Genomic DNA, 18,624 nt, shown 5'->3' with positions numbered 1-18,624 from the left:
ATTACCGGTACCTATACCCCGGATGGCAACTGTACTGTTGGAAATGTTCCCATTATACAATGGACTACCTGTTTCTCCCCCTGGCTGCCATTGCTTTTTATAAGCACCGTAAGATGACCCGCCAATTGGGGTGTAATCTCCAGGGTAGTAACCAAGACTGTAAGCAAAGGCATCCCTGCTGACATTGTTAGTACCATCTTTTCCTTGTTCAGCCGACGGCACAAGCGCATTTCCATTTACGCCTTTCAGCCAGCCTTGCAGCGTATAGGCATAGTCCAGTCCCTGAACTTTATTTTCGCCACCCAGGACCATCCGGGCTAAAGGTCCATGCAAATAATACTGGTAACTTGCGTCCAGTTTTTTTGTTGTAAAATCAAGGCTGCTCCCTATACCATAAGATACAACATTTGCAATTACAGCACTCCAGGCTTCCGTCAACCGGTTTTCCGCATCATATTTATATTGATAGAAAAAACTATCCTTCTGCGTTCCACCCTGATAACTAACAAAATTTACCTTGCCGCTGGCCAGGTCATATTCATACCCAATTTTCTTTACACCAAGACCAGCTACTTGCTGATACAATGTTTTTACATTACCTGAAATGTCATAGTTATAATAGCTGGCATTGATGTTTTCGCTCGCGGCGTTCTCCCGGTAAATAGACGCGGACACCCTTTTGCGAAGGTTATTTTGAAGCAGGTTTGTGTCCACTCCGGGATCCGCAGGAGGCTTCCTATCATAAAAAGTCTGGGTCAGCTGACTGTTTGTACCCGAAGCAAGAAAGCTCTCATAAAATGTACTGGTTAAATACCCCGGCACACTACGCTGCTCTCCAGACTGCAGACCAGCAGGATCGTTCACCTCTTTTTCTCCTACTTCTGTAATCCTTCCAAGCACGTCATACATAGTATAGCTAAATTTATTTAAACCACTCTCTTTATATTGCTTCGCATTTTGAGAAACAACTAAACGGCTCAGATTATCATACCAGAACCTGCTGATATCAGCATCAGGTGTAAATTGTTTGATCACCTGGTTGCTGCTGTTATAAGCGTAAGTAGTTGCGAGGGTATGAATCGGATACAATGGATTATATTGAGTTTCCTGAGTACTGCCCGCTGCTATAGTTGTTGGATCTCCAGGATCTGGAACATTAAAGCGATACCACTCCTCCGTAAACACTTGTGCGTCGAAACAGCTGCTTTCGGCATTTGCTTTGATTTCTGCAGCGCTCATTAATCTGCCGGTGTACAACCTCATGTATTTCAGGTTGGAGAGATTTTTAGGAGTAGCTACAGATGGGAAACTTTTTATTTCCCATTCACAGCTTGCAGTTGGCGAAGGCCGGGTCGTCCCATGTAATTCTCCATTTACCCATACTTGTAAAGATCCTGTAGCAATATTGGAACCCTGAACTACTACATGCGTCCAGGGCAAGCCTGGATTGATATCCAAAATATTAACAGAGGCGTGATTAGATCCAGTTATCTTGATGTCCTGGCTGGTTTCCTGCTGAAGTTTATAAATATCTATATTCAGATAACCATCTTTAATACAGGTTTGAAATATATATTTCTTATCTGCAGTCGTAGTGATCATTTGTCTTGCCAGGAAGTTACTTTGATGTAACCAGATCTCAATTGCCGCAGTGCCATTATAAGTCAGCGTATTCGACAGGCTCTGCATAGCAGAAATCTCATTTACTTTACTTTTCCCCTCGACATTACTACAGCCTTCCAGGTTCAGGTTCCTTGCCCTGTCAACAATCAAAACATCCTTATTGTTAAACACATTTACGCCCTCAGGCGGAACCGTACGAACAAGGTTTCCGGCCTGATCATAATAGTACAATGTATAATGATATACCTGATGTGGTATATCCAGCCTCACGTTGGCCTTGGCCGATCCGCAAAAGGCGACATATGCAGACTCATATTTTGACCTTAGGTCATTAATATAAGTATTGTACAAGCTTCTGGCTTCACCAACCGCGATTTCAATAATACTTTCCTGGCAAGCGTAATTGTCGTCGGCAATTTCTGTATATGGTATTTCATTACATAAAACAGCACTGGGATTTACATTTTTACTGAAGGTATTGTATTTTTCATAACTCAAGATCACACCAAACCTATGGTTCATATAGTTTGAATATATTTCTTCATAGTTGGATGAGGTGGTATCCAATTGATTGTTAAATTCCGCATTTAGTTGGACAACTGCATTATTAAACGCGGTCTTGGAAATGCAGCCTCTATAATTATCATCTAAAACCGGAGGAAGAATAATGTCTTTTTTCAACAAGAATCTGCAGTTTCCACAAGCCTCAAGTAACACAGTAAAGTCCTGATAGCTCAATTGCATAGCAGATCCATATGTATTCCTGAGATGGTTGTAAAAATTAAGATCATTCATTCCAAACGGCCTTAAGCTGCTTAATCTGTTACAGATCAACTCATTTGTATTGCCTATTGTCTTTTCTACAGTCTGCGGCACCATATTATATGGATATGGTGAATCGAACAGCCATGGATTTAATTTGTCTTTAAAATATTGCAATCTGACATGTCCAAAGACAGCTTTCATTATATCCCCAAAACTATAGCAATTCTCCCCGTTAACCTTTATATACTGATTATCCGGCAAGCTGCTTGCACCAAATGGATGGGTAAGATCTCCGCCGTATCCACATAATTCCGCAAGCTTCGATTGCAACAAGTTCCGTTCAGTTACAGTTGCATTAATCTCCTGCAATCCTTCAGACAACCGATTCATCCACAATATTGCGCTGTTGTTACAAGTTGACTTAATCGAATCCTGGAATTGTATTTTCAGGTTTTCATAGACCTCTACCGGTTTACCTGCTACAGTATCGGTAAAAGCTACTGAAGAAAACCTCGGTATTTTTTGCAAAAGCAAAGGTGAGCAATCGGTTATGGATTGGCTTTCCTGGATAGCGAATCGTGATGGTTGCTCGCCACGTATGCCGGCAGGCACCTCTTCAGTCTGATCTTTTTTTATTTCTTGTGAAATCCAAATGTTCTTTAAGACGACAAAATTGTTCGGGGCATATTGAACGATAAAATATTTTTTAAACTCATATGGCTTAAAGTTTTTCTTTGCTACAAGAGCCTTGCCTTTTTTCAATGAGCTCTGTTTTCGGATGCTAAAATTCCTTTTGCTGCCTAAGTCAGTTATTAATATTTCATCATTATTATTTTTCTTAAGGGTATTTTTTGCGGCGTTATTTTGCTCTGCATACATCAAATACTCACAGCCGGACCCCGGTGAACTTGTATCATAACAATTTTGTACCCAAACATTGTTGTAAAATTGAACACTCCCACCTTCCACATAGACAGTGTAGCAAAGGAAAAATTCATGACTTGTTCTATAATTAGTGCACTGAATAAAAGGTGGAGGCGTTGACGATGAATAGCCTGTATAAACAATAGCTGTATATGGATCACAAAATGGAATATGAAATCTGTTCATTCCTGGGTTACTATCCGCATAAACCTGGAATTCTTCTCCATAACAGTTCGAGGAGTCAATTCGTTGTATGCAGGTAAACAACCAGACATTAACGAAATTTCTGGAAGTCCCGTCCGGCATGTCAATCGTCAGACATGGGTAGAAAACAGGAGAAACATACATGCAAGTATCCGGTATTAAGGGCTCTACATCTGGTACACCTTGCTTAAGGATATAGGTGTATTTCATGTTGTAACTGTAATCAAACCTGATGAACTTGTGTGAACTGACCTGAGCAGCGTTCGGCCCCAGACCTATTCCGTAATTGCAGCTACTGCTGGAACTTGGTGGAACAGGCAAAGTCAGCGCTTTACCAATCGTGCATCCCGGGCAGGCAGTCTGTCTTGCCAGCTCAAAATATTTCTGTTTCAGTTCGAGGTACAGATCACGATAAAGCTGCCATTCCTTATCTTCCACACGGCACAATATCTTCGGCGTATGTCCATTCCACCTTATCAGTCCGGAAGAATTTGGTCCGTTACTCGTGGTAGATAGAGAATCCGCACAGTAAAGTTGATAATCAACATATTCCTTTAACGACTTAAGGTTTGCGCCTGTTGTCGCCGGATCAATTTTCATTACATTTTTGCTGTAATTATTCAGATCAGAAAGCATGTTGGCTTTGGAAGCTGCTCTGGCAGGCCCCATAAAAAAAGGGTCATTATCCAGAAGCCAGGAGGGATTGGTTGGATTAAAGACAAGTCCAGGCATTTTGACCGGGATATTGGCTACCTCACCAATCCCTCTTAGCCGCTCATCCCATGCACCTGAAGCAGAATTGGCGTTGCAAAAATCCAACTTACATCTTTCGGGATGAAATTCCAGAAACTTTGCCGCCCATTCCTGTTTCCAATATTTAATCAAATCAGGGAAGTAGAATGAAGTACTATTTGGGAAACTGATCGTCCCGTCACTCCTAATGATCCGATTAGCTTTATAAGTCGAATCTGTTGCCGCAAGAATTGGAAATGCCTGCCGGAAATTTATATGAATTACATTGATGTCCTGTTCCAGGGCTATACCCGTGGCATCAAATAATGCGTATTGCCCACCTGGTGAAACATCTTCCAGCATAAGAGAGCGATACTGGTCGCAAACGTTTAAAGTACTGTTGCAGTTCTGTCGCAATGCCAGGGCTTTAATGCTCAAAGAGTCATAAATGAGGTTAATTCCAGCATTATAAGCACCTGAATCTGCACCAAACTCCTTCAATTTGACCTTAAACATTAATGTAAAATCAGTTCTGCTGCCCAGCTTCTCAATTGCAGTTCTACAGTCTGCGAGGCAATCTTTAAAATTACCCAGGCTTTGTTTAAGTCTCTCCAAAATGAAATCAGATTCGCTCTTGATTGCGCCCTGACTTTGCCCATCTGCTATAAAGTGATCTGTATAGTCTGCTATCACCTTCCTGTCCAGCGTAAACTCAAGTGTCACATAATACTCACCAACATTCGCAAAATCAACCGCAAAAGATTGCTTGTAAGGGGTGTTCTTGGCTGGATTATAAACCTTTGACCCGATAACATCCGTGATGGTGTCAAGCACAGTCTGATTGCAGTCGCTTATTACCGTGATTTTTAAGTTGTAATAATTATTACTTTTAAACTGAAAAGCCCCAATATTATAACTGTTTATCAGCTGTTCAATGTCAAATTCGAGCTTGCCTGATCCTACTGCTGTAACGAGATGTGTAGTACGTGCGGTTAAGGTAAGTGCTGAGCTATTAAATACAAATTCCTTTGGAGCAATCAACGGGATCGTATCCCGTGAAATGGCAGCGGCAGAGTTAAGAGCAGTAACATTTCCTGGCACATCGCCGGAAAGCGCAGTGGCTATGGTCTTTCCTGAAGCGTTCAAATAACTGATACTGATTTGACGGTTGGGATCAATGACAACGTTTTTTAGGTAGTGGCTTGCATATCCAACATCATTTCCGAAAATCCTGTCAAGCTCCCATTGTTCAGGCTTACCGTAATAGTATTTTGTTGCCCGGCTATCGGTTGCTTTAGGTTGAAACACCGGTCCTACGCCACCCTGCAATCTTATTCGTCCGGTGTTATCTGCAGTATATTTAGTAACTGACATGGGATACCCCCCGGCATCCGGAATGTAATAATTAAATGGGTTTTCAGCCACCAATGGATTTCTTACTGAATAATACCTCGAAGCACCAGAGTCCGTGTCCAAAGGCGCAGAAGTGGCCTCACACAAAGCAGAATCCAAATCCGAAAAACCATATTGCTTCTTCGCGGCATTTATATTAAATTTTTTAAAGAAATGGATATCTTGAGCTCCGCTTGGTGATTGCCTTACCGGAGCCGGCAGTATGCTTGCAGCTACTCTGCCATATTTATCATAAATATTCTCCTGAACAACTGCTACATTATCTGCATTATTCAGTGTCACTGTTTGCCGTCCTCTCAAAGAACCATCAAAATAAGTTATCACCTCTTTCTTCTTACCATCCTCGGCAAAACTTGCACTATATTGCCAGTTCATCTTGTCTTCATGCCAGGTCAGGTCCCAGGCCGTATACTTTGGCGGGTTATCCTGGCTATATGCCCACACACCCTCGTTCCTGGTGCCATCTGATAAATAGCTGACTTGTCTTACCCTGACAATTATTGCATAAGCGTCGTAGACCAGGGAAATCGTATAATTGGGCACAGTAGTAGTGATCCTTGTAGAATTGTTTTTAAAGAAAGGTACAATATTGTATTCCGGAACAGTCGTTCCTCCAAGAACAAGTGCCTTAATTACAGTAAGATTATCGGTGGTAGTATCAACAGCAACCCATTCCACATCGTATTCTTCTCCTGCTGGGAGCGGGTCCCAGGTTAATCTCAATTGAGAATTAACCTTTACACCTCCACTTGAGCGTAACATAGCGCCGCCATTATTTTGAGCAGAACCTGCGACTATAGTACCGCTCACAGCAATCGGCATCAATGGATTAAACTGATACTTCCGGTTTACCACAATAGTACTTGTCAATTGGAATATCTCCGGTATGTCGGTTCCCAATTCCGGGCTCTGAACGTCCAATACATATACCTTTACAGAATAGCCATCAATAAAACGGTAATCATCTGCCATCTGGTAAATCTTACCCAGGCCCTTTTCATAATTGACGGTTAGTTTAACGGAATCAAGAATGGTAGGTTCTTGTTGCGTTGGACTCGAGAAATAAGCAATGCGCAGCCATACATTCAAATGAAAATCTTTGGTAATTGGCTGTTCATTTAAAATACTTAAAGTGAGCGTATTCTTTACAGAAATATTGGTGATCTCCGACCAGTTGAAAAGCGGATTTTTAAACTTCTCGTCTTTTACAATCAAAGAGTCATTCTTTTTAATGGCTCCTCTTATAAAATTCTCATATGGTTCCTCAGCACCGAGAGATTTCAATCCCCACAGCATCAGTACACCAATTATCAGTAAGACATTTTTGAGACGTAGCGTCATTGTTCCGTATTTCCTTTTATAAAATAATTAGTTCATAACCTTTGCAAACGGGGCTGGTTTCCCATGCAGATCCGTTCCTTTTTAAAATGTGGTTTGTGTTATATTTTTTGTCATCCGAATACTGCCCGCATTCTTTGATCTTAATTTCCAAGGTCTTATTCATTAATTTGTTATCTGGCTCCTGACCGTCCCTCAATTTCAGATAAATTCGTTCAGGTCTAAGATTCTTAGCATTAAAGGACAATTTGTACAGCATGCAGGTAATATGATTTTCATTGACGAGTGAAATATGCTCCGTATCACCGGTCACCTCATCTATAACCTCATAATTCTCTCCACGAAGATTTTTCACCAAGGATGAAAGATCAGGCAAGTTGCTGCTAGTTGTAATCCTTTTTGAAGCTGAAACCATTATTTTCCTTATCCCATGATCAACAAACAAGTACATCTCCGGAGTATTTATTGTTTCGGTGTTTCCAAACCGGCAATAGTAGTTTTGATCTTTCCTGCTCAAAACGTAATCAGCATCCACAATTTTCTGGATACTGTCCGCCCCGTCGTCAGAACTGATGCTTCCGGAAATGAAAAACTCTTTTCCGGACATATCCAATTTATTGCAAACTATCTTTAATTTTCCCAGCACCTTTTCATCGTACACTATAGAAGTCACTGCTTGTTCTGCTTTAACATTCTTTTTGACTGGACTCCAGATCTTTTTTGAGAGACTTCCCAATGCAAGGAGGCTTACGCATCCTAGCATTGTTATCACAACATATACCTTTACTCTATAATTGTTTCTATTCCTCATGTCTTCTATTTGGTTTTTCTATAAGAAGACCGGCTCTCCTTAATGGTTAAAATACCTCGTTCCGTCTCCTTTTTGACCCGCGTCAATGAGCCCTGATCATCATATTCATAAAAGGTCGCCATACAATTTTCATCTAATTCGGCCATTAACTTCAAATTATATCCGTATACATACGATTTAAGATGACTTTTAAGCGGCTGGATGCGGATGTCATCAATAAACACATTGCTATTGAACGGTGTTAACTTAATCTCAAGGGCAGTTCCCGGCAACGTTGCAAGATCAATTATTCCCTCTACCAGTTTCCATTTTTCAACAACCGCTTTACAGGTCAGCGGGACATTATTGAAGGTCGTTCCCGTTCCCTTAATACCCAACGTCATATTGATCGTTCTATTAACCTGCAGATTATCATGGTCATAGATCCACGCATTAAACAGGTATTTTTCTGAAGTACGGGGCTCAAACCCATTAGGAAACAAGCCCGGTGTGTTCTGTAAAAAGTAATCGCCATTGCTCTTTATTCCGACATATGAGTTAGCTTTACTGCTTTCTCGCTCATGCCTGATTGTAGTCAATGTTACCCCATTAGCTGGCAGATTGGCGCTCCGATTTCCTGAATGTGAATAATAAGGCGACAAATAATAATTTGGTTCAGGGGCGTCCAGCCAGCTAAAATCAGGGGAATTGCAGTCTTCCGGAGAAACCGAATTGGTATTGAATTCAAAACTACTTACAAATATTTCCCTGTACATTGCATTTGATGCAACTGCAGACGGTAACTCGCCTTTAAAATCAAATTTTGCGGCACTGTATCTGTTTAAAGCGTCCTTGTTCTCCAGCTCCTGCCCATATTTATCATAGAGTGTTATTGTATTGGCCGTTATCCACTGATTATTGTCTGTATTCACTATCCAGGTAAGTGCAGGCGATGAGCTATAAGACCAATAGGGTTTAAATTTACTCAGGTAACCGGAGTTCCTGACATTAACCCCTCTTTTTCCAGGTTCAAATATCTGGTCATAAGACCTCGAACTTTGATTTACTTTGGCCTCAAATGGCCTCCAGTTCCCCTTAAATCCCTGCAAATAAGGATTTACCTGTTTTGATCCTGCTTCACATTCCACATATTTTGACCCATCAGGATAGGTGTAGTGGTAGGTGTAAGTATCGGTGAACGCACCTGTCTCCCTAAAACTTTGTACATCCTGGCCTCTCAGGCTTTTAGTTGTAAACAACAGATACGGATCCGGGCTGCTGCTGTATGGTAAATGGTTTATGAGCTGCTGATAGGTGCAATTGTAGATTTCCAATCCAGCGGAGGCTATATTGTTTGCATTTTCTTCTGAACTTCCAACCTGATGGTTTAAAAAAGTCATTTTTATAATATGTTTTCCCTTTGTTAAAAATAATGGCCGAATATTCCAGTACAAGTAGCTGTCATCATCGTACTCCGACAACATCCAACCTATCATTAACACTCCGTCCACTTCCATATACATGCCATTATCCGCCGCAAATCCGAAATAGTAGTATTTGCTTTCAGGGAAGTCTATACATTTTTCGAAGCCCATATCTTCATCTAAATTTTCGATCACAGGCATAGAGAGCCAGATACCGGACCGATTTAAAGGCCAATTAGACCAGCAATCGACATAATCATTTGCTTGATCCGGTCTTGTGCAATTGCTGTTGTAGGCCATATTGGTAACCATCCCTTTTTGTTGTGCCTTCAATGATACTGCCGCTGCAGAAGACGTATCGCTTGCGGATTTTGCAGCCATAAGAGACGATCCGCTACAAGCTTGACCGCCTAGATACTGCGAGGTAACAACAATCTCGGTAGAATTTGGAAATTCTTGGATTTTAGTGCCAAGACCACTATAGTCTTCAAAAACAGACCCACCAGAGAAACTAAAACATCTTGATGTATTTTCAATAACATTAAATGTTGGCAGGTCGCAAAACGGTTTGACACCCCAATTGTCATCATAGACCGTTGCTGCCGCACTAATTACCTTTAAAGCTGCGGGAACATCTGAGGCTGATGCCAGCACCAGTGCCCCACCTTGGAGTGGATTACCCATACTTACTACGGTCCCCGCGCTTGAACTAAGCTGGTTTTTAAATGCAGAACGCAAAATTTTATAGCTTCCGCTGACCGAGGCCGCTTTCACCCTTTCACCTTTGCTGTTGATGAGCACCTTGGCGACAGCCCCCATTACCCAATATCTCAGCCCGGTAGTTAAACCTACGATCTCGTCACCTTCATTAAGTACGGTATTCATAGGTGCCCCAATCTGGTCTTGACTATCCAAGGTCAGTTTATCCAGCACAATCCCTGCATTTTGATATGCACCGCCCATATACGGATATATCCAATGTGCCGGAATATTCGTCGTATAATAATTATCATTAAATTCATTCTGTGTTCTGGTAACTACGGCCTCTCCTGTAAGCCCGTCATAGGCAATGTTTTCTGAATAAATAGTCGATCCGTTTTCAGTTTTTTCCACTTTTTCAATGATACCATGACTCTCAATTACTTTAAGTGCACACGCCGACCTAAACCGTTTATATTCATTATTCCCATTTACAGGCCAATGTGGAATGGGGAGAGGAAAAACTAAAAAGCCAGGTATAAGGTCAAAACCAATATTAATGGCTTCTCCGGAGTTTATAGATTCCTGTTCTCTGAAATCTGTAAAGAACTCTATGTCTCTCCCCATATAAACCCCTGAACTTATCTGCCCGTCACGTCCGATCACATCCACTTTGTTATTAAGCCGAAGCTCGGGAGCTTTATCATTTTCCACCCTATAATGGTAAATAGTTGAGGAGATTTCCGCCTTTAATTTATTAAAAACGCGCACCGCTCTCGGTTTGCCATGCATGTCGTTCAATTCGATACTGTATCCTTGAGAGAGCGTCATTTCCTCCATGCTGTTGGCCGCGATCAGCGAATAACTACGTCTTTTATCTGGGGTTTTCCGTTGTATAGGCAACACGTTTACCCGGACCGGAAAATCTTTTGCGGTATAAAATTCATTAACAATTGACCCTGTCATAGGATCACTGTTTACATCGAGATCTCTTACACTTACCTGGCTATAGCCCACGCCGGGCGGAGGGAACAAGGATTCTCCAAAAGGTGCTTCCATCTCATAATAATTACCTATCGCTCCTTTAATTTTCTGAACATAAGACAATGGCTGCCTAAGCGGATTCTCATCACTTCCTACAGCCGGTTCATAAGATGCGACACCGCTACTGATCTTCCTGCTTCCATCCTGGATTGTGTATTCGTATTGCTGCCCGTATTTACCCTCACTTGCAGTCTGATCACCAGTAAAATTCCTCCACTCATCACTGATTTGTATTTCCTTTACTCTTACACCCCCGCCTAGTTTATACCCATTTATTTTACTGATTCTTACAAAACTCTTAGCAAGGTTTGCTGATCTGGCATATTGTTTTCGGTTAGCTTTTTTATAAAAATTTTCTTTTAATTCTGAAAGATTCTTTGCCGCATTGGCTATTGCGGAAACCGCAGCCTTTACGTCTGACCCTACGGAATTATTGTTAACCCGATTTAAAAAGCCGGGATAAGCGTACCTCGGATATTCAGTCTTCATTTTTTGCCAGGCAGAAAATCTAATTGGATTTTCTGTAACACCCGCTTCGTTACCTTGTTCAAAGTAGACCAGCGCAGTTGAATCTGAAAAGTCGACCTGATTAACTTTACAATAAGTTGAGATAAAATCCTCATTCATTTCATGACTCAGTTTATCTTCCGTCCCAATTTTAACATACATCTTTGTATATATGTAATCTGATCCACTCAAATAAGTGTTTTTAAACCAGGCGAGTTTTGCCGCGGGTGTAGTCAGATAATCTGGTGGTAACAAATCTATCGGAATTTTAATTCCATTTGCTTCTATAAGACTATTTCCCTGATCAACTCCATTCTTAACCATCGACTTTACGGATGTCATAACGGCGGCTTTCTTATTTTGAACATAAGCGTAATCATCGGATTCATAGTCTACATTTATCACTCCCCCGGTTGGCAGATCAATCTTAGTTAAATGAAAAAGAGACGCATTGACATCAGCTGTTCCTTTATCCTGATGGGTATAAGGATACTCTTCATTGGTTAAACCTCCGGGATGTGCTGCCGACTTATAGGTACCCCACCGGTCTGTAGCCATCGTAGCATAGACAGTCGAGTTATTGTAGCTAAACTTGTAGGGATGCGCTTTTCCTTTATGAGAATTTCCATATTCAAACCAAACACTTTTAAGTGTCAGTTTGCCATTATTGTGATGGTCACCATTAGGATCTGTCAAATTATTAATATCGCCCATGGAATTTGGCGACTCCTTGCAGAGCTCATAGGAATAAGTGAATTTTACGATTTTTATGGGCTTATTAAAGTCTGATTTCGAGTAGAGTCTGATCTCCTTAAGTACCTTTTGCTTTATATTGTCTTCTCTTTCTCCTTCCCAATCCTTTACTCCCAATCCATCTAGCCTATTGGTGGTTATAAAATATGCTACCTGAGTCTTTGATTCAATGGAATGAACATAATAAAGCTCTTTTTCCCCATATATGATACTACCCTTATCATCTTCAGGATCTGCAAGCAAGCCTTTATTTACGGCCATTGTTTTTTTAAACCCAGTTGGCGTGCCCTTCTTTGTGCCATAAGGAGTTCTCCATTTGTATTTATCGATCCGTGAATAGTTAAATTTTATAGCCGTTCCTGGGTCATCTTCCGTAACCCCGTTGCCGGTTTTATCGACATAATCGGAAGACAACATTGCAGTAAGCAAATAGGTTGAGGCATAACCTGGCTGGCTCTCTTTGTGATAATAATCATCAACACCACGCCCAATATGACTTGGTTCGCCAGAAGTCACACCCAGAACAGCGAGATTTCCTTCTATTCCAGTATAGTTTTTAACTTTATTATTGTTTTCACCAATTGCAAATGAATATTCTTCTTGTTTATGATTATAGACAGGGATACCATAAACCATTCTTTCACTGCCCTGTCCTGTCACAGTTATCTCAGAGATATGGTGTTTTTTCCTAAGTACGCTGTCAACTCTTGAAATGTATGTAGGTATATGAGGCGAATTTAAAAACATGTTAAAGTTCGCCGTATCAATAAAATTATAAACCGGTATTGCTTTATCCAAAGCTGCCAACTTGGCTTCAGCGGCTGTCAAATAGCTAATCGTTGTACCCCTTATCTCCCTTTCGGTTTGTATAATCGGTCCTATAATATTGTTAGTAAGAAAGTTCGCATTGGTATTAAATAATGAATTTGCGCCGTGATCATCAACATTTATGGAAACGGGCTCAGTTCCTCTGAGGTCTTCCTGAGCGTGAGGAGTCTCTAAATTGAACTCACCTGTTTTCCGAAAATAAACATGTTCATATTTCGGATCTGAAGCTGATGCTGATTGAAAATCTCCTTTTTCTAAATATTTATTGTCAGTAGCCCATTTTCGCGTTGTATTTTTAGTGGTTTGCTGAAAAAGTGTAACCCCCGCATGGGCATATAAACCCAAACCAATATCATATCCCAGTGTATTTACATAGGATTGATCACTAACTTCATTATCTGAAAAAGCGCCTGTACCACCTCTATATAGTCGAAATTGCCCTGAGCCCGTCTGACTAGTGTAAGTAAAAATATCGGGAGTATGCACAGGCAATGCCAAATTTGGTAGTTCTTTGATTACGGGATTCTCTTTTTCTCTTATAAAATCCTGAATTGCAGTTTTTGTGTTTTTTCCCTGATCGGCATATAGAAAGCCATATTCAGGGTTAATGAATATTCCATTATTCGCGACTTTTCTTTTGCTCACATATCCGGTCCCTCCGACACCGCCAAAAATTGCGAAGGCGACACCGCCAACATCAATGCTAAACGAGTCATAGGTAGATGTATAAGGAATCTGGATTTTTGGATATATGGGTTCAGTGTTATAGGAAATCAAATCCGTAGAAAGATTATAATTAGAAAAACTTCCTCCCAGGGTAAGGGATTTAAGACCGGATCTGCTATTGTAGCCCAAGGATGAGCTTAGTCCTGCATTTACCGTCCCCTTAGCTTTAGCGAGCTCTCCTATGGACAAAGAAATGCTTGGAGAAACATCTACTCCGCTCGCCGTGTTAGAAAGTACTCCAACACCCATGCTTCCGGTTAAATAACTACTACCAATAAACGAATAGGAAATGCCAGCATTTACTCCAAGCTCAGCACCGACACCTGTATAATTATCACTAAATATCCCAAAAGTAAAAGATCCTGTTAGCTTTGCGCCAGCGTTATCGGTTATTTTATTTTCTGGCCTAAGCTTACCCCTTACTTCTACTTTCGCGGTCAATCGTCCTCCTACGGTAATCTTCTCCTTCGTTGTATGCGTTGTTCTTAGCGTATCCCCCTTAAAGTCATCAGGCACACCACGCAACTGTCTGCTAATCGAACCCACATTCAAGTTCCACCCTAACCCTACCCAGCTGGCTTCATCATCCATGCCCACACCAGATTGGTAATTGAGATTAAGCGGATAACCATCCACATCCATCAAAGGAATATTATATTTAAAATCACCAGAAAAAAGGTCCACCATATCAGAAACCCCGGCAGGCTGAAATGACTGGGACTCCGGTTGAGCAGGGCCAGAAGTCAGCGCATATGCCGATAGTGGCTGCAACAAATTGAACGCGATGTTAAACAGCAATATATAAGCAATAAATTTGATCCGTCTTCTTAAAAAAGTGTATCCCATACTATTTAAACAACAATTGATAATTCCTCTTATTAATGTATTTGTCCTGGTAAAAAAGTATAAAATCATCAGCTGATGACGCTTTGTTCTTTTCGAAAGTGACCATGTATTCAAAACTTTTAGCAACCCCGCCAGGAATATATTCAGCACTCAGTGGATAAACTTTCTTTAACCCATCGGAGAGATAAAAGCAGCTGTCCACCTGGTACATCATGTTTTGCGAGAACGATGCTGCATTTTCCATCAGTTCTTTATTTGGGAAAATCCTAATGTTATATATAATGTCATCCTGATTGATTTTTTTCATGGCCTCAATCACCAGATCTTTATCAGAAGCACCGGCTGAAGGTCTATTTGTTTTACAACCTATGCTTAGCAGGATCAAGACGGCAAAAAGAAAATAGTATCTGTTCATCATTGCACGTCTTTAAATAAAAACCTTAACTTTTTCGAAGACCCGTCCTGCAGTTTCAACTCCAGCAGGTAGGAATAACCATCTTTAAAAGAAAAGTTATTTGAAAGGTCAATACTGATCTTATTTCGTCCTTTGGTTAGTTTTACTTTTGGCAAGCGTCTTATTTTCTGCTGAGGATCGGACAAACAGATGATAGTATATTTCAAGGGCTGCTCATGATACGAGTTCGTTACACTAAATTTCACCAGCCCCTGCGCTACATAAAAATTCCCCCTAAACAAATCATCAATATCCCTGTACCCGTTATCATCCTCTACCACTTCTTTCTCTTCTTTACAACTAAATGTAAACTCCCAAACCTCACTCCGGTTAATAATCGTCTGGTCCTTATAAGCCGTCACCTGCCAGGCATACTTTTTCCCCTCAGTCAGTTCTTTTGACGAAGCAGGATAAACCAGTATCGGGTTCGGGATCCCTTTTTGCTTCACGATCGGCAGGTTATAATTTAAGGCCTCCACAGGACTTTGCCGGTCCTTGATCTCTGTCATCAGTAATTCATACATCGTTCCTGCGATCACAGGAATAGAAGGCTGCCAGGAAAGTACCGGCATTTTATTACAGATTTTATCCTCATTAAATGGCTCTATCAGGTTTAAAGGCGCAGGTGGTGTTACCTCCTGCTCAAAAAGCTGATCAACAATGATTTCATCAATAGCAATGGCCGATATGACCTTGTAGCTGTACTCATAATAGCCCTGCGGAAAATACCCGTTCTTTTGAATGAACTGCGCGAGGCTGTTGTTGCCCATTTGTATACTGGCAGATCTGACCGCCATGCCCGAAACCTGGTTATTACCGGGAATGATGGTAAAAGGCTGGGTAATGATGTTCAAAATTTTGCCGGCCTTGTTTTCGGTCACGCTTATCGACAGTCTGACATTCTGCTTACCGCCGGTGTTCAGCAGCCTCGCACTCATCAACCCGTCCATGCTTCTTCCGTAAACCTCAGGGATGAACTGAATGCTGACCTGCGCGGAAACCGAGCATGAAATGATAAAAAATGCAAATGAGATCAATATCCTGTTAAACATCTTACTTTCTTAAATAATACCTGATAGACACTTCTCCCCGTCCCGTCGAAAACAGATCAGGATACAATGGATTTATTAAATTTTTTCTGACATCCACAAAGGCACTCAGGTCAAAGTTCCTGAGCACCGTAACCTGTACATTCTGCCGCAGGCCGACCTGCCTGGCCACATTCTGGTTATCCAGATAAGTTACCGCAGAAGAAACACTTAGATTTTTCAGCAATGTGTATTGACAGCCGACATCCGCGTTCAGCATATCACCCAGGATCTTTTCTCCGCCCAGCTCCCTGTTGTAAAATGCATTTCCGGACAATGAAAAGGATTTTAAAAGGAAAGTCTGGGAATACAAAACGGTCGCAAAATCAGAATTGATATTTGAAACCGGGTTCAGCATAGATTGTTTACCGACAGACAAATTACTCAGCCCATAGCTCGTTCCCACCTTATAATTAGAGTTCATATCTGCCTGAAACTTTTGAGAGGCATAAACAGAAGTACTGCTTCCATCAACTTTGTTTACCCCGTTCTCCGCATATTTAAGGTTAAAAGAATAATTTTTAGACACTTTAAAACGACTGTCCAGGTTCAGGTTGTAATTTTTCCAGTGTGCACCCGACACCGCGCTGATCGGTGTATTTTTAATGTCAGTACGTACATTCAGCACGATTTTATTTCTGAGTATGCTTTTCTTGAGATTACCACCTGCCCGCATTCCCATGTTGCTGTATCCCTGCTGACCGGGATTTTGATGGCCAAGACCCGAATAGCTAAAAAAAGTATTACTCACCAAACCAAATTTCTTCAGCTCAATATTGTGCTTTACCCCAAAGGCCATTGTTTCCAGGAAATCATCCCTAAAGTAATTTCCCGCTTTGAGGTCCCGGTTAAGGACAAGCTTGTCCGATTCAGAGATAGAAATGTTCTTATACTGGACCGAGGATTTGGAGACTTCCAGCGTAAACTTGCCTGCAGAATTAAAGCGCAGATCCTGGCTTACCACAAAAGACAGCCCATTCTTCGGCAATGAATTCATCTGGTTGAACCCTTGTTTTGTTTGCTGGTCAAATGAACCGATCCAGGAAATCTTTCCGCTACCAAAAGAAAAGTTATTGGTAGGAACACTCAAATAGGTCAGGATCTTTTGAGTATCGTACATGGAATTATCGAACCCGGCATCTTTCGGCATGCCAGTATCCTTATTCATACCGAAACCTAAGTTCACCGGCCCGCGACCCGTTTTAAAAGTAAAATTCGCACCTTTTACCATTTGATCCCGGTTTAAAAAGCTTCCGGGCATTTTCTGACCAAAGTTACCTACCTGTAAAGCCTTAATCTTTGAGTAGAATTTCGATGCTCCGGTCAGCTTACCCTGCTGTTTCATCTCGTTGTCAAATATGGCTTCCAGATCATCCAGACTACCTCTGTTGGTCACAAATTTCTGAACCAGAAGCAACCGCTGCTGATCAAGGCCATTATCTTCTATCTTTTGCTTAAGGGCTACCACCTGATCTGCAACCAGCACCTTCTTTTTATTGATCTCTTCCTGTACCTGAAATTTCTTGCTGTCGGACAGGCTGTCCAGTTTATTAAATCCGGATTGTCTTTGATCAGACAAGAGCTCATCAACGCGCGCTCTTATTTGATTTTCATCCAAAGTCAAAAGCGCACTCAATTGCTCACGGCTATTTAAAACTGCGTTTAGCCTTGGGAAGCTCCCCAAATCTAAATTCATGGTTGATTTCAATGCCTCCGAAATGCCTTTCTTCAGGTAATCAGACATATCCAATCCGGAAAGCTGATTTTTTTTGAACCTTGAAAATTTCTCAAGGTCGTTCTTATAAAGCTGCTGGTACTGAGAACGGTCAAAATTCATCTTAAAAAGACCATCACTCATAGGGTCAAGCCGTTCAAATTCATCGGAATTGTTAGCGAAGTCTATAGCCAAAGGAAATCCGAATACTTTGACCTGTCCAAAGACACTAAAATTATTCATCGCTTTTGGACTTCTGAAAGCCAGGCCGGAGCCGGTTACAAGGGCAGAATTCTCTAAAACGATATTGCTCAGATCAAACGGTTTGTTCTTTTTTAAAGAATCCCCGACCATCTTTTTTTTCGAAGACAGCAATGCAGATTTTTCCTTCAGCAGTGCAGATTTTTCTTTGAGAGATTTCGAGGCGCCTTCTTTTATCTCATTGAGTGTTTTCCTCCCTGCAGAGTCCATAAGTTCCCTGCCCGGCTTCACTTGCGCACGTCCCAATGCGGCAAAAACTAAGGAAACAAGGCAGATGTAAAATATCTTTAAATAAAAATGCTTCATACAACAATCGCCTTAAGACTGTTTACGATCGTAACATTTTTAGCAAGAAACAACAGCGGACTGAGCGTCTGTACCAATTTCATTTTGAGCAGTTTTGAGCTACTTCTTAAAAATCGCCACAATTCGCATGAATAGGTGAGTTTTTGAGAAGCGTAATTTAGTGTAACAATTGCGTTAAATATAAA

General features: G+C 41.2%; 6 protein-coding genes. All 6 read right to left on the bottom strand.

Annotated features, from left to right (window positions below; all coding sequences use genetic code 11):
• Positions 1-7,002 (bottom strand): hypothetical protein (locus tag VK541_RS15655; RefSeq protein ID WP_324371243.1); only part of this gene is annotated, 7,002 nt, incomplete at its 3' end.
• Positions 7,003-7,018: 16 nt separating this feature from the next.
• Positions 7,019-7,810, bottom strand: coding sequence for a hypothetical protein (locus VK541_RS15650; RefSeq protein WP_324371242.1), 792 nt, complete (start codon positions 7,808-7,810; stop codon positions 7,019-7,021).
• Positions 7,811-7,815: 5 nt separating this feature from the next.
• Positions 7,816-14,616, bottom strand: coding sequence for a hypothetical protein (locus VK541_RS15645; protein WP_324371241.1), 6,801 nt, complete (start codon positions 14,614-14,616; stop codon positions 7,816-7,818).
• Position 14,617: 1 nt separating this feature from the next.
• Entirely contained in the window at positions 14,618-15,034 is a 417-nt protein-coding gene (locus VK541_RS15640; RefSeq protein ID WP_324371240.1) for a hypothetical protein, read from the bottom strand.
• The gene (locus tag VK541_RS15635; protein ID WP_324371239.1) at positions 15,031-16,122 is read right to left on the bottom strand and encodes a DUF928 domain-containing protein; all 1,092 of its coding nucleotides are present in this window, start codon (positions 16,120-16,122) and stop codon (positions 15,031-15,033) included. Before VK541_RS15635 ends, VK541_RS15640 begins: the two co-directional genes overlap by 4 nt.
• 1 nt (position 16,123) lies before the next feature.
• Positions 16,124-18,439 carry a hypothetical protein gene (locus tag VK541_RS15630; protein WP_324371238.1) on the bottom strand — a complete coding sequence of 772 codons (2,316 nt, stop codon included), beginning with the start codon at positions 18,437-18,439 and terminating at the stop codon, positions 16,124-16,126.
• Positions 18,440-18,624: the final 185 nt, after the last annotated feature.

This window comes from Pedobacter sp. (assembly GCF_035317785.1).
Classification (GTDB): Bacteria; Bacteroidota; Bacteroidia; order Sphingobacteriales; family Sphingobacteriaceae; genus Pedobacter.
Note: the sequence above shows the minus strand (reverse complement) of the source record. Positions and strands in the feature narration are given on the sequence as shown.

Bases quoted from the DNA above. Each gene is read 5' to 3' on its own strand.
- VK541_RS15635 (WP_324371239.1), bottom strand. From the start codon at position 16,122: ATGTTTAACAGGATATTGATCTCATTTGCATTTTTTATCATTTCATGC.
- VK541_RS15640 (WP_324371240.1), bottom strand. From the start codon at position 15,034: ATGATGAACAGATACTATTTTCTTTTTGCCGTCTTGATCCTGCTAAGC.
- VK541_RS15630 (WP_324371238.1), bottom strand. From the start codon at position 18,439: ATGAAGCATTTTTATTTAAAGATATTTTACATCTGCCTTGTTTCCTTA.
- VK541_RS15645 (WP_324371241.1), bottom strand. From the start codon at position 14,616: ATGGGATACACTTTTTTAAGAAGACGGATCAAATTTATTGCTTATATA.
- VK541_RS15650 (WP_324371242.1), bottom strand. From the start codon at position 7,810: ATGAGGAATAGAAACAATTATAGAGTAAAGGTATATGTTGTGATAACA.